Raw genomic sequence first — 17,854 nt, 5'->3', positions numbered from 1 at the left:
CTGATCGATGTTGGAGGAATGGCGATGAAAATTGACGGCGGATGTCATTGTGGTGCCATCACCTATGAGGCGGAGGTCGACCCGGAGAAGACCTCGATCTGCCATTGTACCGATTGCCAACAGCTGACCGGTACGGCCTTTCGCGTCTCGGTGCGGGCGCCCGAAGAGGATTATCGGATCACCAAGGGCACACCGAAGGTCTACGTCAAGACCGGGTCCAGCGGCGCCAAGCGCGCCCAAGGTTTCTGCGGCGAGTGCGGCTCGCATCTCTATGCGACGTCGGTCGGCGACGGCCCGAAGGTCTACGGCATCCGAGTCGGCACGGCGCGGCAGCGCGAGGAACTCGTGCCGAGGCGGCAGTTCTGGCACCGTTCAGCGCTGCATTGGCTGCCGGAATTCGAAGGGATGACGATCGTCGAAGAGCAGTAGCGTTCAGTCGTCGCCTTCGACGACCCTCAACCTCAGCTGCCCGGTCTTGGAATCGGCCACGCGCGGTGCGGCCTCGACCTTGGCGGTGCCGCCGTGTGCGGCGTCGGGCTCGCCTTCCCCGAACTCCAGCGCCTCGATCTTCTGGCCGCGCTTGGTCACTTTCGAGGTCGAGACGAGGATGTCTTCGATGTCCTTGGCCGACTGGCCGAAATGGCCCTGCAATTTGCGCACCCGTTCGTCGACACGCTGGACATCTTCCATCAGCCTGATGACTTCGCCCTGGATCAGATGCGCCTGTTCGCGCATGCGGGCATCCTTGAGGATCGCCTGGATGACCTGGATCGACAGCATCAGCAGCGAAGGCGAGACGATGATGACACGGGCGCGGTGCGCCTTCTGGACAACCGCTTCGAAATTCTCGTGGATTTCGGCGAACACCGATTCCGACGGCACGAACATGAAGGCGGTGTCCTGCGTCTCGCCCTGGAGCAGGTATTTTTCCGAAATGTCGCGGACATGGACCTCGATATCGCGGCGAAAGGCCTGGGCCGCGACCTTCTGCAGGTCGGCCCCGTCGGCGGCGCGGATGGCGTTCCAGGCTTCCAGCGGAAATTTGGCATCGATGGCAAGCGACGGCGCGCCGTTCGGCATTTTCACCAGGCAGTCCGGCCGGCTGCCGTTAGACAGCGTCGCCTGGAATTCATAGGCGCCATGCGGCAGGCCGTCGGCGACGATCGCCTCCATGCGTGACTGGCCGAACGCGCCGCGCGTCTGCTTGTTGGAGAGGATCGCCTGGAGTTGAACGACCTGGCCGGCCAGAGACTGGATGTTGCCTTGCGCGGTGTCGATGACCGCCAGCCGCTCCTGCAGTTTCGTCAGGCTTTCATGTGTGGATTTGGTCTGCTCGGTCATGGTCTGGCCGATGCGGCCGGTCATGGCGTCGAGCCGCTGGCCGATCGATTGCGTCAATTCGGCCTGCCGGGCGCCGAACACTTCGGCAATGGCCCCCATGCGGCCCTGCATTTCGGCCTGTGCCTGCAAAATACCAGCCATGCGCGCCTCCGCGTCGCGGGCATGGTCGGCGGCTTCCGCAGCGGCGACCGCGCGCGCCTTGGCCGACCGCCACAGCGCAGCGACGAGCGCCACGAACAAGCCGAGAAACAGCAATGCGCCGAAGGCCAGCGCGTGGCCGAGCGTGATTGTCGAGGCGCCGAGCCGTACGACAGGCTCCGAAAGGATGGTGCTCAGATCATTCATGTGGACAGCATAGCCGATTCGGCAGGCTGGCACAGATCAAAACGTGAACGAGGCTCAGGCGCACCGGTTGACGCCTTTCTTTTGAGGTCTTAGGTGAAACGCCATGCCGATCAAGCCGCTCATCATCCTTCCCGACCCCGTCCTGCGCCAGGTTTCCAAGCCGGTGGAGCGCGTCGACGCGCCCTTGCGCAAACTGGCCGACGACATGCTGGCGACCATGTATGACGCGCCCGGCATCGGGCTGGCGGCAATCCAGATCGGCGAACCGCTGCGCATGCTGGTGATCGACCTCGCCAAGGAAGACGAAACGCCGGCGCCGCACGTCTTCATCAACCCGGAGATTCTCGAAAGCGCCGACGCGCGGTCCGTCTACGAGGAGGGCTGCCTGTCGATCCCGGATTACTACGCCGAGGTCGAGCGCCCGGCCTCGGTGCGGGTCAGATATCTCGACCGAGACGGCAAGCTGCAGGAGATGGAGGCCGAAGGGCTGATGGCGACCTGCCTGCAGCACGAGATCGACCATCTCAACGGTGTGCTGTTCATTGACCACATCTCGAAGCTGAAGCGCGACATGGTGGTGAAGAAGTTCAAGAAGCTCGCCAGGGACAAGGCGCCAGGCAAGCTGGTGGGATAGGCGCAACGCGAGCGCAGAATCCATTGAGCAGCAGTCCTCGTCGTGATATCATTGATATCAACGCTGGAGAATTGCATGGGCGATATGCTGATCAGGGACATCCCCGAACCGTTGAAACGCGAAATCGAACAGGCTGCACGAAGCGGCGGCCAGAGCTTGTCCGGCAAAGCGATCGATCTTTTGCGTAAAGGCATGGTCGCCGAAAAGGAGGCCAAGCCAGAGCCCGGTCTGTCGGCATGGGACAACATTCGCTCCGCGTTCGCGACTGAAAACGCGATCGACGACGAGTTCGCCGAGATCATGGACGAGATCGAAGCGGACAGAAAACGCGACTTTGGGCGCCCGGTTGGGGACTTCGAGTGATCGTCCTCGATACCAACGTCATTTCCGAAACGAGTAGGACGGCACCCGACGCAAACGTGGTCGAATGGTTTCGCAAACAGGAGTTGCTTGACCTCTATCTGTGCGGCCCCGTCGTCATGGAGCAATCCTTCGGTGCCGAACGGTTCCTGAACAAGACCGGCTCCGATCGCCATGTCCGTGCTCTCGATCACCTGATCTCGAAACAGTTCTCCGGTCGTGTCGTCGAATTTGCCGGCTCTATCCCCCGCCTTGCCGGCAAGCTCCGGGCGACGCGGGAACGGCTCGGGCGCCCAATCAGCCTTGCTGATGCCATGATCGCCGCGATCTGTCTCGCGCATGACGCTACGCTGGCAACCCGCAATGTTCGCGACTTCGACGGGCTTGACCTTAAGCTCGTAAACCCGTTTGAAACGAGTGTCTGAGCCGGGTCACGGCAGGCAGGAACAAGGCCGCAAAAGAAAATGCCTCTTCGCGTTATCTTCATGGGCACGCCTGAGTTTTCGGTGCCGACGCTGCGCGCCATCACTGAAGCCGGACATGAGGTAGCAACTGTCTATACGCAGCCTCCGCGCGCCGCGGGCCGGCGCGGGCTGGAGCTGACGCCGTCGCCGGTGCAGCGCGAGGCAGAGCGGCTGGGCATCGAGGTGCATACGCCGACATCGTTGAAGGGCGAGGTCGAACAGGCCGCTTTTGCCGCCCTTGGCGCCGATATCGCCGTGGTCGTTGCCTATGGACTGCTGTTGCCCAAGGCGGTTCTGGAGGCGCCACGGCTTGGCTGCGTCAACGGCCATGCATCGCTTTTGCCACGCTGGCGCGGCGCCGCGCCCATCCAGCGCGCCATCATGGCCGGCGACACCGAGACCGGCATGATGGTGATGCGCATGGAGGAGGGCCTCGACACCGGTCCGGTGGGATTGGTTGAAAAATGCGCCATCGACCCCGATATGACAGCCGGCGATCTGCATGATCGGTTGATGAGCGTTGGCGCTGCCCTGATGGTGGAAGCACTGGCGCGGCTGGAACAGAACACCCTGACATTTGCCGCGCAAGCGGCCGAAGGGGTGACTTACGCCAGGAAAATCGATAAATCCGAGACGCGCGTGGAGTGGACACGGCCCGCGGCCGAGGTCCACAACCACATTCGTGGCCTATCGCCCTTTCCCGGCGCCTGGGCCGAGATTGACATTGGCGGCCGCTCGGAGCGGCTGAAACTGCTTCGCTCGACGCTGTCCGAAGGCCTGTCGCTTTCGGAAGATTTGGGCGAGTCGGGAGGAATTCTCGATGACCGGCTGACGGTCGCCTGCGGAAAAGGCGCGGTCAGGCTGGTCGAAGTTCAACGTGCGGGCGGAAGGCCCGCCGCCGCGTCGGAGTTCCTGCGCGGAGCCAAGATCGAAAAAGGACTGAAATTCTCATGAGCATGATGTCGATACGCGCGGCGACGCCGCGGGACCGCGAGGCCATTCGCCTCGTCGAGGAACACGCTTTCGGCCAGCAAACGGAGGCCGGGCTGGTCGACGCGTTGGTGACCGGCGGTGACGCCGTCGTCGAACTGGTGGCGGAAGAGGACGGCCAGGCCGTTGGCCACATCCTGTTTTCGCGGCTGTTCGTGCAGAACGGCGGCAAGAGTTTCGCCGCCGTGGCGCTTGCCCCGCTGGCGGTGGAGCCGTCTTTTCACGGCTCCGGCATTGGCGGCGCACTGATCCGCGAGGCTCACATCCGGCTCAAGGATGCCGGCGAGACGCTGGCCGTTGTGCTGGGCGATCCGGCCTATTACGGCCGTTTCGGCTATAGCCACGCCCGCGCTGAAAAGTTCGAAAGCGAATACCAAAGCGAAGCGCTGCAGGCGCTGGCCTGGGGCGACGCACCCGAAGCCGGCAGGCTGGTCTACGCCTCCGCCTTTACCGCTCTCGCCGCCTAGGCGAGAGCGTATTACCGACCGGCATGCCGCGTTTTCGCCTCGATATCGAATATGACGGCAGCCTGTTTGCCGGCTGGCAGCATCAGGCCGACCAGCCTTCGGTGCAGCAGGCGATCGAACAGGCGATCGAGAAATTCTGTGGCGAAGAGGTCCGGCTGCGCGCCGCCGGCCGCACCGATGCCGGCGTGCACGCAACCGCGCAGGTGGCGCATGTCGACCTTGCCAAGGCGTGGCCTGACGACAAGGTGCGCGATGCCGTCAATGCACATCTGCAGGCGGCCGGCGCGCGCGTCGTCATCCTGAAGGCCACGATCGTCCCGGACGATTTCGATGCCCGTTTCTCGGCCACTGGCCGGCACTATCTCTACCGCATCCTCAACCGGCGGGCGCCCTCGGCGCTGGAGAAGGGTAAGGTATGGTGGGTGCCCAAGCGGCTCGATGCCGCCGCCATGCACGAGGCGGCGAAACTCCTGCTCGGCCGGCACGACTTCACCACCTTCCGCTCGACCCAGTGCCAGGCCAACAGCCCGGTCAGGACACTGGAGCGGCTCGATGTCAGCCGAACCGGCGATGTGATCGAGGTGAGAGCCTCGGCGCGGTCCTTCCTGCACAACCAGGTGCGCTCCATGGTCGGCTCGCTCAAGCGGGTCGGCGACGGTGGCTGGACATCAGGCGACCTCAAGGCGGCGCTCGAGGCGCGAGACCGCGCCGCCTGCGGCCAGGTGGCGCCGCCCGACGGCCTTTTCCTGATAGGCGTCGATTATCCCGGGTAGAACTGGTTCTATCCCGGATAGACTCGGGAAAGACTCTGGGCCCCGACATCGTTCGGCACGGCGATGCCGAGCAGCATCTGCAGCCCGAAAAGCACCAGCAGCGAAGCGATGAACATGCCGACGAAAACGGCGGTGCCGACCGCCGCGCCCCTGCCGATCGTGGCGTTGGTCATGCGCCAGGTCAGCACCATCGACAGGGAAAACAACAGCAGAGACACAAGGCTCGAGACCTGGCTTGTCGACGACAGGAAAAGCCTGATCAGCGCCGAGGGCAGCATCAGCCAGGCGGTGATCGCCGAGGCCCAGTTGCTGGCGACGACATAGTGGACGAAGCGCCCGCCGATGCCGGCGCGCGGCGCCACCAAGGCGAGCGCGACCAGCGGCAGCACCCAGGTGCCGATATCGACCGTCGCCAGCCGCACCAGCATGGAGAAGCGGCCGGCGAAGGCATCGGGATCGCCGATCTCGTTGGCGATGCCGACCCAGCCGACGATCAGCGCCGGCGCCGCGACGATGATGGCGAAGAACGAATTCCAGAAGCCGTCGGCCGACAGGTCGAGCAGGCGCAGCCCGTCGACCTTGCCGAGCATCAGCCGCCAGGCGCCGGTCAGCGAAGCTTGGGTTTCGTCCGCCGAAAGCATGCCGGTCAGCCCTGTCCGAACCAGTCGTCGATGAAGCGCTGGTAGATCCGCGTCAGCGTTTCGAGATCGGCGACGGCGACGCGCTCGTCGACCATGTGCATGGTCTTGCCGACAAGGCCGAATTCGACCACCGGACAATAATCCTTGATGAAGCGCGCATCCGATGTGCCGCCGGAGGTGGACAGCGCCGGCTTTTTGCCGACAACCGTCTTGACCGAGCCGCTCAGCTTCTCGACCAGCCTGTCGTCGCGGGTCAGGAAGACGTGGCTCGGCCGGTCGCGCCAGACGAGGTCATAGTCGACCGGCGTCTTCTTGCCCGGCCGGTATTTCTTGCGCCCTGCCGCCTGATCGAGGCGGTTGTGGATTTCCGCCTGGACTGTTTCGGCCGTCCAGGTGTCGTTGAAGCGGATGTTGAAGGTGGCGGTCGCCTTGGCAGGAATGACATTGGTGGCTGGATTGCCGACGTCGATGGAAGTCACCTCCAGGTTGGTCGGCTGGAAATCCTTGGTGCCCTTGTCGAAGACCGGGTACAGCAAGGCATCTACCAGGCTCATCAGGCCGCGCACCGGATTGTCGGCAAGCTGCGGATAGGCGGCATGGCCCTGGCGGCCATTGACCGTGATGCTGCCCGACATCGAGCCGCGCCGGCCGATCTTGATCATGTCGCCGAGCGTGTCCGGATTGGTCGGCTCGCCGACGATCGAGGCGTCCCATTTCTCGCCTTTGGACGCGGCCCATTCGAGTAGCTTGACCGTGCCGTTGATGGCAGGCCCTTCCTCGTCGCCGGTGATCAGCAGCGACACCGAGCCCTTCGGGCCGCCATTTGCCTCGATATGGCGCGCCACCGCCGCAATGAAGCAGGCAATGCCGCCCTTCATGTCGACGGCGCCGCGGCCATACATCTCGCCATTGGCGATCTCGGCGGCGAAAGGCGGATGTGTCCAGGCGGCTTCGTCGCCGACAGGCACCACGTCGGTATGGCCCGCGAACATCAGATGCGGGCCGTTGCCGGAGCGCCGTGCATAGAGGTTCTCGATATCCGGCGTGCCGTCCTCGGAGAACACCGGTCGATCGACCAGGAAGCCGAGCGGTTTCAGCATTGCCTCCAGCGCGCTCAGCGCGCCGCCTTCGGCTGGTGTCACCGAGGCACAGCGGATGAGAGAGGCGAGGTTTGCGGCGGGATCAGTCGGGAGCGTCATGGCAAAAGCGATAGTCGAAAGCGAAAGGCCTGTCACGGCCAGACATAGGGCCAAGCCAATGGCCGGCGATACCGCCGACATTATGGTTTTCATGTCGTATAGTGGACTTGTGCGGAGCAAGAGATGACGAACGGGGAAAAGAGGATCGTCATTGCCGGCGCCGGCAGCATTGGCTGTTATGCCGGCGGCTGCCTGGTGCTCGCCGGCCGGCAGGTTGTCTTGCTCGCCAGGCCGCGCATCGAGGCAGCGCTGCGGCAGGACGGATTGCGCGTCGGCGACCTCCAGGGCCGTGATCGCCTGATCAAGCCGGAAGCGCTTGCCGTCACCGCCGATCCTGCTGTCGCCTTGCCGGCGGCCGATGTGATCCTGGTCACCGTCAAGAGCGGCGCCACGCAGGATATGGCAGCCCTCATCAAGGCCTTTGCCCGTCCCGACGCCGTGGTGGTGAGCCTGCAGAACGGCGTCGACAATGCCGACAGGCTGCGCGCGGCGCTTGGCCGGCAAACCGTTCTGGCCGGAGTGGTGCCGTTCAATGTCGTGCAATCGGCCGATGGAGAGCTGCCGCTGCGCGTCCACCGCGCCAGCAACGGCAAGGTGATGGTCGAAGAAGGTGCTGCCGGCCTTGCCGGCCTTCTCGACGTCGAAGGCCTCGCTGTCGAAACACATGGCGACATGAAGGCCGTGCTGTGGGGCAAGCTTCTGATGAACCTGAACAATGCGCTGGTGGCGCTGTCAGGCCTTCCGCTGGCAACCGAGCTTGCGGACAGGCGCTGGCGGTTGATCCTGGCCGCCCAGATCGACGAGGCGCTGCAAGCGATGAAGGCCTCCGGCATCGCGCCGGCGCGCATCGCCGGCCTGCGCCCTGCACTGCTGCCGAAGGTGCTCAGGCTGCCCGACTGGCTGTTCAAGCTCCTGGCGCGGCGCATGCTGGCGATCGACCCCGAGGCGCGCTCGTCCATGTGGGACGACCTGCGGCGCGGCCGGCCGACCGAGATCGACGACCTGCAGGGTGCTGTTTTGCGGCTCGCTGAAAAAGCCGGCACGCCGGCGGCCGACGGTCCAGCGGATCAGCGCCCTGGTGCGCGCGGCGGAGTCCGAGCGGCTCGGCTCGCCGGGCCTGGTGCCGGAGAAGGTTCTGGCGCCGCCCGCCGGCCGTCGATCAACGTGATCTTCTGCCAGATTTTGCGCGACAGGTTGGACGCCAGGTTCTCGATGTCGTTGACGCCGTCGATGACGACTGCGTCATTGACGGACTGGGCGAACAGCGCCGCGATCTTGCCGGTGATCGACAGCATTTCGGAGCAATAGTCGAGATAGCGCGCGAGATCCGCGGCATTGGTGATGCGGGCGGGCGAATGCGAGGTCGGCTTGAAACTGGCCGACAGCGCCGCCGGATCCTTGGTCAACTGATGCATGTCGATGACGTGGACCAGCGAGCGCAGGCCGTGCAACTGACGAAACACCTGCTTGCGCTTGATGCGCTCCTCGGTGCGGATCAGGGCGAGGAAGCCGAGCACGGCGAGGATGATCATGTTGATCGTGGCGTCGATGCCTTGCACCGACTGAACCGCGTCGTCGGCCTGGGAGATGTGAATGAGCGGCAGGATGGTGCCGACGAACAGGAAGATCAGCGCGCCCGCGATGACGGCGGCGGCGATGATGCCACGCAGCCACCAGATAGGCGCTTCCAGCACCTTGGCGGCCTTGGCCAGATCGCGCGACAGCGACACCAGTTCGGCGGCGACGCCGCGCAACCCGGCGTCCGGGAAACGGTCGGCGACGCGGCCTTCAAGCCGCTCGGCGGTTTCGATGATCAGTTTCGGATCAAGCGTGCGGTAGCGCATGACGAGATATCCGACCGGCCGCCTGGAGCATGCCGACAAGTGTGACGCGGTTTTCGGACGACATCATGTTCTATTTCTTCGGTTCAGCCGGCTCGTTGGTGCGCCGGCCGTAGCGGTTGGGCCCAGGCTGCCCAGGAAACAGGCACAACACAAGGAAGGCGACGATCGAGACGACCGGTACGAACAGGATCAGCGCGGCGATGCCCGGCTTGTCGAGGTCGTGCAGACGCTTCACCGCCAGCGCGATGTTCGACCACAGCGAGGCGATGAAGGCGACGAAGAAGATGAACGACCACATGTTGCTCTCGGCCGAGCCCTCCGGCACCAGCGTGAAGCGGTACAGCGGGAACGCCTGGATGATGGCGACGAGCAATCCGCCGAGAAAATAGGCCGCGCGGCTGACGCGGCCCGAGGTCTTGAAGAAAAGCCAGGTGAGATCCGATCTTTCAGGCAAGCGGGTCCGATCCATATTGATTGGCGCCCCTGGTGCCTTCGAGGATGCCGAGTTCGACCAGCAGCCAGATGCCGCCGATGACGGGTACGAGGCCGATCAGCGTCCACCAGCCCGACTTGTTGCGGTCGTGCCAGCGTTTGGCATAGAGGGCAATCGCAAAATAGATCGATGCCAGCGCGAAGAGGATGCCGATGATGCCGACCTGGGCGCCGCTGGCCGTGGTGAAACGGGTGCCGAGGATCGCGTCGAGAATGAAAGCTATAACGCCGATAACGATGAATACCCCGATGCCAGCCCAGAACTTGCCCCGGTTGATGCGACCGTCAAAGCTTGTGAGCAGATATTTCCAGTCCATGTCACCCCTCCATGTTGAACCAGCGCGACCGATCGTCGCGCCGGCGGAAGGTGCGCCTGCCCGGCGGAAAGATCAATCGCGCAGCAATTCGTTGATCGAGGTCTTGGACCGGGTCCTGGCGTCGACCCGCTTGACGATGACGGCGCAATAGAGACCTGGGCCCGGTTCGTTGTTTGGAAACGGCTTGCCCGGCAGCGATCCGGCGACGACGACCGAATTCGGCGGCACCTCGCCATAGAAGATCTCGCCAGTGGCGCGGTCGACGATCTTGGTCGACTGGCCGATGAAGACGCCCATGCCGAGCACCGAGCCTTCGCGCACGATGCAGCCCTCGACCACTTCGGAACGCGCGCCGATGAAGCAGTTGTCCTCGATGATGGTGGGGCCGGCCTGCATCGGCTCCAGCACGCCGCCGATGCCGACGCCGCCCGAAAGGTGGACATTCTTGCCGATCTGGGCGCAGGAGCCGACCGAAGCCCAGGTATCGACCATGGTGCCGCTGTCGACATAGGCGCCGACATTGACGAAGGACGGCATCAAGACGGCGCCGGGCGCGACATAGGCCGAACGGCGCACGATCGACGACGGCACGGCACGAAAGCCCGCCTTCTCGAAATCGACGGCGCTCCAGCCGTCGAACTTGGACGCCACCTTGTCCCACCACACCGCCTCGCCGGGGCCGCCCTTGATGATTTCCATCGGATTGAGCCGGAAGGAGAGCAGCACGGCCTTCTTCAGCCACTGATTGACGTGCCATTTGCCGTCGGCCTGCCGCTCGGCGACGCGGGCGGTGCCGCGGTCGAGCAGGTCGAGTGCCGACTGGATGGCGTCGCGAACCTCGCCGCGGGTCGCGGTCGAAATGGCGTCGCGTTCCTCGAAGGCCTTGTCTATGGTCTTTTCGAGGCTCGCCAGATCGGGCTTCGACATGAATTCGCTCCATTACCAAGCTGTTAAGGGGCTGCGCCTTAACCTGTTTAAAAGTCGCGCGGACCCTATGTTAAGGCTCAATGGGGGTCAATCGCAGCTGCGTCACGGGACGACGCAAGTAAAGGAATGGACGGGTGGATTCGATGACTCCCATGGAAAAGGCGGGATGGACGCCGCTGCCGCATTCGGACGAGGATCTGGAGCGGTCGAAAAGCGTGCCGGACACGCCGCAGACGCGGGCCGAAACCTACCGCCTGGCGTGGAACGATCCCGACTTCATGACGCGGCGCGAATTGCGCGCGGTCAGGCTGCAACTGGAGCTGCTGAAGCCGGAAATGATCCTGGCCGAGCGCGGCATCCGTTCGACGGTGATCCTGTTCGGCGGGGCGCGCCTGCCCGAACCCGGCGGCGAGGCCTGGGCGGCCAAGAACGAGACGCAGAAGAAGAACCTCGAGGAAAACAGCAAATATTACGAGGAGGCGCGTAAATTCGCCCGTCTCTGCTCGCGGCAGTCGGCCACTTCATATTATCGCGAATATGTCGTGGTGACCGGTGGCGGGCCGGGCGTCATGGAAGCGGGAAACCGTGGCGCCGACGATGTCGGTGCGCCCTCGATCGGGCTCAACATCGTGCTGCCGCACGAGCAGGCGCCGAATCCCTATGTGACCCCGGAGCTGTGTTTCAACTTCCACTATTTCGCCATCCGCAAGATGCACTTCGTCATGCGCGCCAAGGCCGTGGCGGTGTTTCCCGGCGGGTTCGGCACGATGGACGAGTTCTTCGAGACGCTGACGCTGATCCAGACCGGGCGCATGGAGCGTGTGCCGGTGATCCTGTTCGGCAAGTCCTTCTGGAAGCGGGCGATCGACCTCGACTTCCTCGCCGAGCAAGGCACCATCAGCCCGGGCGACCAGGACATCATCGATTTCGTCGACACCGCCGAGGAGGCCTGGAGCATCGTCAGCCGCTTCTACAAGCTAGGGGAATAGGAATTGGGGGAACAAGGGAAATGAGGGAACTGGGGAAATGAGGAATTGACGAAATAAGGGGCACAGTCTTGCGTCCCGACCAATTCCTCAATTCCTCAATTCCTCAATTCCTCAATTCCTCAATTCCTCAATTCCTCAATTCCTCACTCCCTTACGACTATGGTCGTGAGGAATGTGGCGAGATCGTCGGTGACGAAATCGACGTCATCCTCGTTGGCCGGGTCGCGTTCCCAGATTTCGGAAAAGGTCGGCTCGAAATTGCGCGGCACCACGAGAACCGTGGTCATGCCCAGCGACTTCGGCACGGAAAGGTTGCGGGCAAGATCCTCGAACATCACCGCATTGTGGCCGGTGACGGCGTGCAGTTCGGCGAACTTCTCGTAGGTCTGGCGCGCCGGCTTGGGGTTGAGGCCGGCGGCGACGATGTCGAAGATGTCGTCGAAATGCTCGAGGATGCCGAGCTGGCGCGCGGTGCGCTCGGCGTGCCTGCGGTCGCCATTGGTGAAGATGAACTTGCGGCCCGGAAGCTGGCGGATGGCGGTGCCGAGAACGGGATCGGGTACCAGCCACGAATAGTCGATGTCATGGACCTTCTCGAGGAAGTCGTCGGGATCGATGCCGTGGCGCGTCATCAGCCCGTTCAGTGTGGTACCGTATTCGAGATAGAGCTCCTTCTGCAGCTTGCGCGCCTCCTCGCGCGGCAGCGCCAGCAATTCCCCGACATAGGCGGTCATCTTGACGTCGATCTGCGAGAACAGATTCGAGTGGTGCGGATAGAGCGTGTTGTCGAGGTCGAACACCCAGTCGGTGACATGGGCGAAGCGGGCGGGATCGGGAAGCGTGGTCATGCGCTCCTTATGGCATGAAACAGGGATTCTGAAAGGGACTTTATCCACAACTTCTTCGCGTTGAAGTTGCAGAAATAACCCCACGATTCAAATTTTATGCATCCCGGAAAGGTAGCCTTCAGGGCTTGCTGGCACAGAGACAGTCCTGTGGGGAGCCTGCGATGAACAGCATCATTCTCAAATCCGCCGCCACCGCCTTCGCCTCCGTCGCTGCATCTCTTCTGCTGACGTTGATCATCGTCCCAGCCATGGGGTTCCCGCTCACGCGAACGATCTGGTTGACATTGACGCTCTGTCCGCTGGTCCTTGCCTGGACGGCGTGCGCCGGCACGTTCTGGCAGAGCGACAGGCTGAAGAACGCCCATCGCGAACTCGCACGTGCCCATGCCCAACTCGCCGCCGCGCACCGCCGCCTGGCGGAAAAGGCGAGCCGCGACGACATGACCGGCATGCTCAACCGGGAGAGCTTCTTCGCCGCGCTGGACGGCTCCCGGCGCAAGTCCGACCGTGGCGCGCTGCTGATCATCGACGCCGATCATTTCAAGACGATCAATGACAATTTCGGCCACCTGACAGGTGACGACGCGCTGCTGTTGATCGCCAGCGCCATCGAGCGCGGCGTGCGCAGCGGCGATGTGCTCGGCCGCATCGGCGGCGAGGAGTTCGGCGCGTTTCTGATCGGAGCCACGGAACAGGAAGCCAAGCGCGTTGCCGAACGGATCCGCCGCGAGGTCGAGCTGATCCGCTTCCGGCCCGTCGATGAACGAACCATTCCGCTGACCGTCAGCATCGGCGGCACCGTCTGCGGCGAGGACGTCAACGTATCGGAACTGATGCGCGCCGCCGACCGGCGCCTCTATCAGGCCAAGCATGCGGGCCGCAACCTGACGATCCTCGATACCGATATTTCCGAAGCCGCATGAGCAGGCCGGGCCGGCACACCTGGCCCGTTAAGAAATCTGTAACCTTGTTTGCATCCGTTTGTGCCGCTTGTCGGCACTTTCACCGCCTCGAGGCCATGCTTGGCACGATATTGGCTTGCCTGACGATGCGTGTGCCGTTCGGGAACGTCATGCGCGTATCGAAGCCCCTAGCAGAGAGACCTGTCATGAGTTTCTCCATCAAAAAAATCTCGCGCCGTACGCTCGTGCAAGCGCTGATCGCCCTGCCTGCCCTGTCCTTGTTCCGCGAGCTGCCTGACGCCGACGTCACCCATGCCGGTTCATCCCGGGTCGACCCTGACGAGATCGTCGAGGTCAATGGCTGGATCCTGAAGCGGAGCGACCTGGCATGATCTTCGACAGCTACGAGGCGTATCGCGCCGCCAACTTTGCGCCAAAGGTCTGCATCCTCGGTTCCGGTCCGGCCGGCACCACGATCGCCAGAAAACTTGGCGCGGCCGGCATCCCGGTAGTGGTGCTGGAAGCCGGTTCGCGGGAATTCAGCGACGGCTCGCAGGACTTTTACCGCGGCACCACCGTCGGTGACTTCTATTTCGATCTCGACATCACCCGGCTGCGGTTCATGGGCGGCAGCTCCAATCACTGGGCCGGTTGGTGCCGCGTGCTCGACAAACTGGATTTCGAGCCGAAGGCCTGGGCGCCCGATACCGGCTGGCCGATCCGTCGCGCCGACATCGAACCCTATCTTGCCGAAGTGCGCGACATCCTCGACCTTCCCGATTTTCGGCCTGATGTGCCGATCTCGGACGACATTCGCTGGGTGCAGCTGATCAAGAGCCCGGCGGTGCGGTTTGCGGAAAAATTTGCCGACGAACTCGACAAGAGCAAAAACATCGCCATCGTACTCAACACCTACGCCACCGAGCTTGCCGGCGACGGCAAACGGGTGACCGGCGCCAAACTGTGGTCCAACGGCAGGGACGCCGGCTCGTTCAGCGCCGACGATTTCATCGTCTGCACCGGCGGGCTGGAGAATTCACGGCTGTTGCTGTGGTCGAACCAGCGCTCCAACGGCGGTGTCGTGCCGAACGCGACGGCGCTTGGCCGCTACTGGATGGAGCATCCGACCTTCGAGGGCGGCAATGCCATCCTGGCCGACTATGACGCGTTCGAGGTCGATGCCGTCAAGGAGGCCTTCTTCTCGCCGATGCCTGCCGCGATGGATCGGCTCAAGATCATGAATTTCGGCATCAGGCTGATCGAGGCTCCCTATCCGGGCGTCAAAAGCCTCATCGCCGACCTTGCCTGTACGGCGCCGCACATGGCGGAATGGGTATCGCGCAAACTCGACCAGAACCTGCGTTGCGCCGCGCAGCTTTATGTCGCCTGGGAACAGGCGCCGCTGGCTTCGAACCAGATCGAGCTGTCGAAGACCGAGGTCGACCATGCCGGCGTGCCGCGCATTGAGCTGCACTGGAAGAAATCGGAACTGGAACGTCGCACGCTTCTCGAAGGCCTGAAACTGTTCGGCACGACGTTGGCCCAGAAAAACCTGGGCCGGGTGCGCATTGCGGACTGGATCTCTAACGGCGAGGATTATCCGACCAACGAAGAGACGGCGGGCAATCATCACATGGGCGGCACGCGCATGGGCACGGACGTCACCAGGAGCGTGGTGGACGCCAATTGCAAGGTGCATGGCATGGACAATCTCTATGTCGGCGGCTCCTCCGTGTTCTGCACGTCGGGACAAGCCAACCCGACGACGACGATCACCGCGCTCGCCTGCCGGCTTGGCGACCATCTGAGCAAGGTGGTAACGGCCTGAGCGACCTCCATGAAGTCCCAGGGCCGGCGCCAAAAATGGCGCCGGCAGAGGCTCAAAGACCATAGACGGCGATGCGCACCAGCACGGCGGCGGCGGCCAGCGACACCAGCAGGATGCCGAGGCCAATCGGAGAGCCCCAGCCATGCCATTCCATGCTTGGAGGCGATGACCTACGCCTAGCGTTCCGACCGGCCGAAGCGCCGTTCGAGATAGGCCTGGCCGAATTCCAGCGCGATCGACAGGATCCAGTAGATCATCGAGGCGGTGATCAGCATCTCGATGTGGCGGAACTCCGTCTGGCCCATGGTGCGGGCGAGATACATGATCTCCCAGACGCCGACGACCGATACCAGCGAGGAATCCTTCAGCATGGCGATGAATTGGTTGCCGGTCGGCGGAATGATGACGCGCATGGCCTGTGGCAGGATGACCAGCGCCATGGTCTGGCCGGGGCTCAGGCCGAGCGCCGTGGCGCCTTCGCTTTGACCGCGCGGGATGCTTTCGATGCCGGCGCGGAAGATCTCGGTCATGTAGGCGCCGTAACACAGCGACAGCGCCACGATGCCCGCCGGCACCGCGCCGATCACGTAGCCGACCTGGGGCAGGCCGAGATAGATGATGTAGATCTGCATCAGCAACGGCAGGCCGCGAAACAGCGAGGTGTAGAAGGTGGCGAGCCCGTAAACGATGCCATTTCCGGTCAGTTTGGCGATGGCGCCGACCAGCGCGATCAAGGTCGCGATCAGGATCGAGATCGCCGAAATGTAGAGCGTCGTGGTGACGCCCTGGGTGATCAGGAAACCGACCTTCCTGGCGATGAAGGCAAGGGAGAGGTCGAAGGAATAGAAGAACAGCATCAGCAGCGCGAACAGCTCGATCCAGACGCCGACGATCTGCTGCCGTCGGGGCAGGAGCAGCAGCAGCTTGCCATTCGTCAGCACCAGGAGCGCGATCAATACGGCGGAGAGGGCGCGCGACAGAGCGGGGTTGGCCTGCAACCAGTCGGATGCAAGCGGCATCAAAGAGCCGATCCAGCTCGATTTGATGCCCATGGCGTAGAGGGCCGCAGCCAGCAGTGCCGGAAAAAGCGCGCCCGCGGCGCGGCGGGTAAGCCCTGGATGGGAGAGCATCAGCCTGCCGATCATGCCGTCACCTTGTCCTTGGCGCGGCGTTCTCGCCACCAGTCCTGAGCCTGCAATTTCCAGTAGGTGAGTTGCGCGGTGGCCAGGCCGGCGGCGCCGCCAGCCCAGCTCAATCCGAAGGGCGCGAACTGCCGGTAGCGGTCCGAGGCGCCCAGAATGCCCTCGGCGACAATTTTTCCGGCAATCGCCGTGGTGTTGAGGCCATGGCCGCCGAAAGCGGTGCAGTACCAGACGCCCGGCTGCATCTCCCCGATCTGGGGCATCAGATGCCGGGCATAGGACATCAGCCCCGACCAGGCCAGTTCGGTCTTGAGGCCGGCAAGCTGCGGGTAGGTGCCGACCATCTCGCGGCGCAATTCGTGTGCCAGCGCGTCGGCGGAAGCGGCGCGCGTCGTGATGCGCCCGCCCCACAAGAGGCGATTGCCGCTCTCGACCAGGCGATAATAGTCGCCGGCCCGCCTGTTGTCGCCGACGGCGTCCGTGGTGGCCACGGCTTGCGCAATGAGGCGGGGAGCCGCCTCGGAAACCATCACATAGGTCGCGATGGGCAAAAAGGCGCGGTAGAGCCGGCCGAATACCGGCCCGGTGTAGCCGCCGGTCGCGAGCACGATCCGGGACGCCCGAAGCGTGCCCTGTCTGGTGCGAAGCATCTTTTGCGACCCCGAGAGGTCGCACTCTACGACCTCGGAGCTTTCGTGAATCTCGCCGCCAAGCCGCTCGATCTCATCGGCCAGGCAACGCAGATAGTTGAGCGGATGGATGTGAAAGGCGTTCGGGTCGCGCAGCCCCTGGTGGTAGCGGACGGACTTCAGCACCGACCGGACGTCCTCCCTGTCGAGATACTGAAGTTCATAGCCATGGTCGCGGGCCATCTGTTCGGCATAGGCCTTCAGCGCGTCGCCGTCGTCGTAGCGCAAGACGCTGAGCAGGCCGGCACGCGGCATGGCGGCCGACATCCCGAGCGCCTCGATCGTGTCGCGCACGAATTCCACGCCTTCGATCGACAGCCGATGCAGGTCGCGTGCTGCCTCCCCGCCGACACGTGCGGCGATATTGTCGCCGCCGGTGGCGAAGCCGGGCGTGACGAAACCGCCATTGCGGCCCGAAGCGCCGAAACCGACGAGCTGGGCTTCCAGCACGGCGACATGCAGTCCGGCGCGCGCCAGCTGCAGCGCTGTCGTCAACCCGGCCAATCCGGCGCCAACGACGGCCACGTCACATTGCGCCTCGCCTTTGAGCGAAGGTCGCGTCTTCCGGTCGGTCAGGGTGCGGGCGTAGTAGGTGTCCGGATAGGCCATCGATGACTTTGCGGTGAGGAGCATGCATTTGGTGGGGTGAAGTCCGCCGGCTG

At 63.7% G+C, this 17,854-nt stretch carries 21 protein-coding genes and 1 pseudogene; 12 read left to right on the top strand and 10 right to left on the bottom strand.

Translation table 11 applies throughout. The features are described 5' to 3' along the window. Positions 1-24 precede the first annotated feature (24 nt). On the top strand, positions 25-429 hold the full coding sequence (locus FJW08_RS14100; protein WP_140757374.1) for a GFA family protein: 405 nt from the start codon (positions 25-27) through the stop codon (positions 427-429). 3 nt (positions 430-432) lie between these two features. Here FJW08_RS14100 and FJW08_RS14095 read toward each other — a convergent pair whose 3' ends face one another. After that, on the bottom strand, positions 433-1,686 hold the full coding sequence (locus FJW08_RS14095) for a DNA recombination protein RmuC (protein WP_140811071.1): 1,254 nt from the start codon (positions 1,684-1,686) through the stop codon (positions 433-435). A gap of 103 nt (positions 1,687-1,789) precedes the next feature. Here FJW08_RS14095 and def point away from each other — a divergent pair, with 103 nt between their 5' ends. The 6 genes from def to truA all read left to right on the top strand — a co-directional run bounded on the left by def (position 1,790) and on the right by truA (position 5,374). Further along, complete coding sequence (gene def, locus FJW08_RS14090) at positions 1,790-2,320, top strand: peptide deformylase (protein ID WP_140811070.1); 531 nt, start codon at positions 1,790-1,792, stop codon at positions 2,318-2,320. A gap of 75 nt (positions 2,321-2,395) precedes the next feature. Then, a complete protein-coding gene (locus FJW08_RS14085; protein ID WP_140757377.1) occupies positions 2,396-2,683 on the top strand; it encodes a plasmid stabilization protein in 288 nt (95 codons plus the stop codon). Then, entirely contained in the window at positions 2,680-3,105 is a 426-nt protein-coding gene (locus FJW08_RS14080; protein ID WP_140811069.1) for a type II toxin-antitoxin system VapC family toxin, read from the top strand. Before FJW08_RS14085 ends, FJW08_RS14080 begins: the two co-directional genes overlap by 4 nt. Positions 3,106-3,144: 39 nt before the next feature. Beyond that, positions 3,145-4,098 (top strand): methionyl-tRNA formyltransferase, encoded by a 954-nt coding sequence (gene fmt, locus FJW08_RS14075; RefSeq protein WP_140757379.1) that lies wholly within the window; start codon positions 3,145-3,147, stop codon positions 4,096-4,098. After that, positions 4,095-4,601, top strand: coding sequence for an N-acetyltransferase (locus FJW08_RS14070; RefSeq protein WP_140757380.1), 507 nt, complete (start codon positions 4,095-4,097; stop codon positions 4,599-4,601). The genes fmt and FJW08_RS14070 overlap by 4 nt, the downstream gene beginning before the upstream one ends. Positions 4,602-4,624: 23 nt before the next feature. Next, positions 4,625-5,374 carry a tRNA pseudouridine(38-40) synthase TruA gene (truA, locus tag FJW08_RS14065; RefSeq protein WP_140811068.1) on the top strand — a complete coding sequence of 250 codons (750 nt, stop codon included), beginning with the start codon at positions 4,625-4,627 and terminating at the stop codon, positions 5,372-5,374. Positions 5,375-5,382: 8 nt separating this feature from the next. Here the strand turns inward: truA and FJW08_RS14060 are convergent, their stop codons facing one another. Together FJW08_RS14060 and dapE are read right to left on the bottom strand one after the other, a co-directional pair. After that, positions 5,383-6,015, bottom strand: a complete 633-nt coding sequence (locus FJW08_RS14060) for a transporter (protein ID WP_140811067.1) — start codon at positions 6,013-6,015, stop codon at positions 5,383-5,385. A gap of 5 nt (positions 6,016-6,020) precedes the next feature. Then, positions 6,021-7,214 carry a succinyl-diaminopimelate desuccinylase gene (gene dapE / locus FJW08_RS14055; protein WP_140811066.1) on the bottom strand — a complete coding sequence of 398 codons (1,194 nt, stop codon included), beginning with the start codon at positions 7,212-7,214 and terminating at the stop codon, positions 6,021-6,023. 123 nt (positions 7,215-7,337) lie between these two features. On the opposite strand from dapE, the pseudogene FJW08_RS14050 reads away from it, so the two are divergent. Then, positions 7,338-8,382 (top strand): annotated as a pseudogene (locus FJW08_RS14050) (2-dehydropantoate 2-reductase). Here the strand turns inward: FJW08_RS14050 and FJW08_RS14045 are convergent. The 4 genes from FJW08_RS14045 to dapD all read right to left on the bottom strand — a co-directional run bounded on the left by FJW08_RS14045 (position 8,282) and on the right by dapD (position 10,794). Then, on the bottom strand, positions 8,282-9,058 hold the full coding sequence (locus FJW08_RS14045; protein ID WP_140811064.1) for a hypothetical protein: 777 nt from the start codon (positions 9,056-9,058) through the stop codon (positions 8,282-8,284). The pseudogene FJW08_RS14050 and the gene FJW08_RS14045 overlap by 101 nt on opposite strands. Positions 9,059-9,128: 70 nt before the next feature. Further along, entirely contained in the window at positions 9,129-9,512 is a 384-nt protein-coding gene (locus tag FJW08_RS14040) for a DUF805 domain-containing protein (RefSeq protein WP_224590992.1), read from the bottom strand. After that, entirely contained in the window at positions 9,505-9,867 is a 363-nt protein-coding gene (locus FJW08_RS14035; protein WP_140757387.1) for a DUF805 domain-containing protein, read from the bottom strand. Before FJW08_RS14035 ends, FJW08_RS14040 begins: the two co-directional genes overlap by 8 nt. Before the next feature lie 72 nt (positions 9,868-9,939). Further along, positions 9,940-10,794 carry a 2,3,4,5-tetrahydropyridine-2,6-dicarboxylate N-succinyltransferase gene (gene dapD / locus FJW08_RS14030; protein WP_140757388.1) on the bottom strand — a complete coding sequence of 285 codons (855 nt, stop codon included), beginning with the start codon at positions 10,792-10,794 and terminating at the stop codon, positions 9,940-9,942. A gap of 143 nt (positions 10,795-10,937) precedes the next feature. Between dapD and FJW08_RS14025 the strand changes: the two genes are divergently transcribed. Next, positions 10,938-11,783 carry an LOG family protein gene (locus FJW08_RS14025; RefSeq protein WP_140757389.1) on the top strand — a complete coding sequence of 282 codons (846 nt, stop codon included), beginning with the start codon at positions 10,938-10,940 and terminating at the stop codon, positions 11,781-11,783. 143 nt (positions 11,784-11,926) lie between these two features. Here FJW08_RS14025 and FJW08_RS14020 read toward each other — a convergent pair whose 3' ends face one another. Beyond that, positions 11,927-12,631, bottom strand: a complete 705-nt coding sequence (locus FJW08_RS14020) for a pyrimidine 5'-nucleotidase (RefSeq protein ID WP_140811063.1) — start codon at positions 12,629-12,631, stop codon at positions 11,927-11,929. Between the two features lie 161 nt (positions 12,632-12,792). Between FJW08_RS14020 and FJW08_RS14015 the strand changes: the two genes are divergently transcribed. The 3 genes from FJW08_RS14015 to FJW08_RS14005 all read left to right on the top strand — a co-directional run bounded on the left by FJW08_RS14015 (position 12,793) and on the right by FJW08_RS14005 (position 15,361). Further along, positions 12,793-13,554: a GGDEF domain-containing protein gene (locus FJW08_RS14015; RefSeq protein ID WP_140811062.1), complete on the top strand. Its 762-nt coding sequence runs from the start codon at positions 12,793-12,795 to the stop codon at positions 13,552-13,554. 185 nt (positions 13,555-13,739) lie between these two features. Continuing rightward, positions 13,740-13,925: a hypothetical protein gene (locus FJW08_RS14010; RefSeq protein WP_140757392.1), complete on the top strand. Its 186-nt coding sequence runs from the start codon at positions 13,740-13,742 to the stop codon at positions 13,923-13,925. Then, a complete protein-coding gene (locus FJW08_RS14005; RefSeq protein WP_140811061.1) occupies positions 13,922-15,361 on the top strand; it encodes a GMC family oxidoreductase in 1,440 nt (479 codons plus the stop codon). Before FJW08_RS14010 ends, FJW08_RS14005 begins: the two co-directional genes overlap by 4 nt. 176 nt (positions 15,362-15,537) lie before the next feature. Here FJW08_RS14005 and FJW08_RS14000 read toward each other — a convergent pair whose 3' ends face one another. Together FJW08_RS14000 and FJW08_RS13995 are read right to left on the bottom strand one after the other, a co-directional pair. After that, a complete protein-coding gene (locus FJW08_RS14000; RefSeq protein ID WP_140811060.1) occupies positions 15,538-16,506 on the bottom strand; it encodes an amino acid ABC transporter permease in 969 nt (322 codons plus the stop codon). Then, positions 16,503-17,801 carry an FAD-binding oxidoreductase gene (locus FJW08_RS13995; RefSeq protein ID WP_140811059.1) on the bottom strand — a complete coding sequence of 433 codons (1,299 nt, stop codon included), beginning with the start codon at positions 17,799-17,801 and terminating at the stop codon, positions 16,503-16,505. The genes FJW08_RS14000 and FJW08_RS13995 overlap by 4 nt, the downstream gene beginning before the upstream one ends. Positions 17,802-17,854: the final 53 nt, after the last annotated feature.

This window comes from Mesorhizobium sp. B3-2-1 (assembly GCF_006439515.1).
GTDB lineage: Bacteria > Pseudomonadota > Alphaproteobacteria > Rhizobiales > Rhizobiaceae > Mesorhizobium.
Note: the sequence above shows the minus strand (reverse complement) of the source record. Positions and strands in the feature narration are given on the sequence as shown.

What these genes read in the sequence shown, in the direction of transcription:
- FJW08_RS14100 (WP_140757374.1), top strand. Translation starts at nt 25, where the DNA reads ATGAAAATTGACGGCGGATGTCATTGTGGTGCCATCACCTATGAGGCG.
- FJW08_RS14095 (WP_140811071.1), bottom strand. Translation starts at nt 1,686, where the DNA reads ATGAATGATCTGAGCACCATCCTTTCGGAGCCTGTCGTACGGCTCGGC.
- def (WP_140811070.1), top strand. Translation starts at nt 1,790, where the DNA reads ATGCCGATCAAGCCGCTCATCATCCTTCCCGACCCCGTCCTGCGCCAG.
- FJW08_RS14085 (WP_140757377.1), top strand. Translation starts at nt 2,396, where the DNA reads ATGGGCGATATGCTGATCAGGGACATCCCCGAACCGTTGAAACGCGAA.
- fmt (WP_140757379.1), top strand. Translation starts at nt 3,145, where the DNA reads ATGCCTCTTCGCGTTATCTTCATGGGCACGCCTGAGTTTTCGGTGCCG.
- FJW08_RS14070 (WP_140757380.1), top strand. Translation starts at nt 4,095, where the DNA reads ATGAGCATGATGTCGATACGCGCGGCGACGCCGCGGGACCGCGAGGCC.
- truA (WP_140811068.1), top strand. Translation starts at nt 4,625, where the DNA reads ATGCCGCGTTTTCGCCTCGATATCGAATATGACGGCAGCCTGTTTGCC.
- FJW08_RS14060 (WP_140811067.1), bottom strand. Translation starts at nt 6,015, where the DNA reads ATGCTTTCGGCGGACGAAACCCAAGCTTCGCTGACCGGCGCCTGGCGG.
- dapE (WP_140811066.1), bottom strand. Translation starts at nt 7,214, where the DNA reads ATGACGCTCCCGACTGATCCCGCCGCAAACCTCGCCTCTCTCATCCGC.
- FJW08_RS14045 (WP_140811064.1), bottom strand. Translation starts at nt 9,058, where the DNA reads ATGCGCTACCGCACGCTTGATCCGAAACTGATCATCGAAACCGCCGAG.
- FJW08_RS14035 (WP_140757387.1), bottom strand. Translation starts at nt 9,867, where the DNA reads ATGGACTGGAAATATCTGCTCACAAGCTTTGACGGTCGCATCAACCGG.
- dapD (WP_140757388.1), bottom strand. Translation starts at nt 10,794, where the DNA reads ATGTCGAAGCCCGATCTGGCGAGCCTCGAAAAGACCATAGACAAGGCC.
- FJW08_RS14025 (WP_140757389.1), top strand. Translation starts at nt 10,938, where the DNA reads ATGACTCCCATGGAAAAGGCGGGATGGACGCCGCTGCCGCATTCGGAC.
- FJW08_RS14020 (WP_140811063.1), bottom strand. Translation starts at nt 12,631, where the DNA reads ATGACCACGCTTCCCGATCCCGCCCGCTTCGCCCATGTCACCGACTGG.
- FJW08_RS14015 (WP_140811062.1), top strand. Translation starts at nt 12,793, where the DNA reads ATGAACAGCATCATTCTCAAATCCGCCGCCACCGCCTTCGCCTCCGTC.
- FJW08_RS14010 (WP_140757392.1), top strand. Translation starts at nt 13,740, where the DNA reads ATGAGTTTCTCCATCAAAAAAATCTCGCGCCGTACGCTCGTGCAAGCG.
- FJW08_RS14005 (WP_140811061.1), top strand. Translation starts at nt 13,922, where the DNA reads ATGATCTTCGACAGCTACGAGGCGTATCGCGCCGCCAACTTTGCGCCA.
- FJW08_RS14000 (WP_140811060.1), bottom strand. Translation starts at nt 16,506, where the DNA reads ATGATCGGCAGGCTGATGCTCTCCCATCCAGGGCTTACCCGCCGCGCC.
- FJW08_RS13995 (WP_140811059.1), bottom strand. Translation starts at nt 17,801, where the DNA reads ATGGCCTATCCGGACACCTACTACGCCCGCACCCTGACCGACCGGAAG.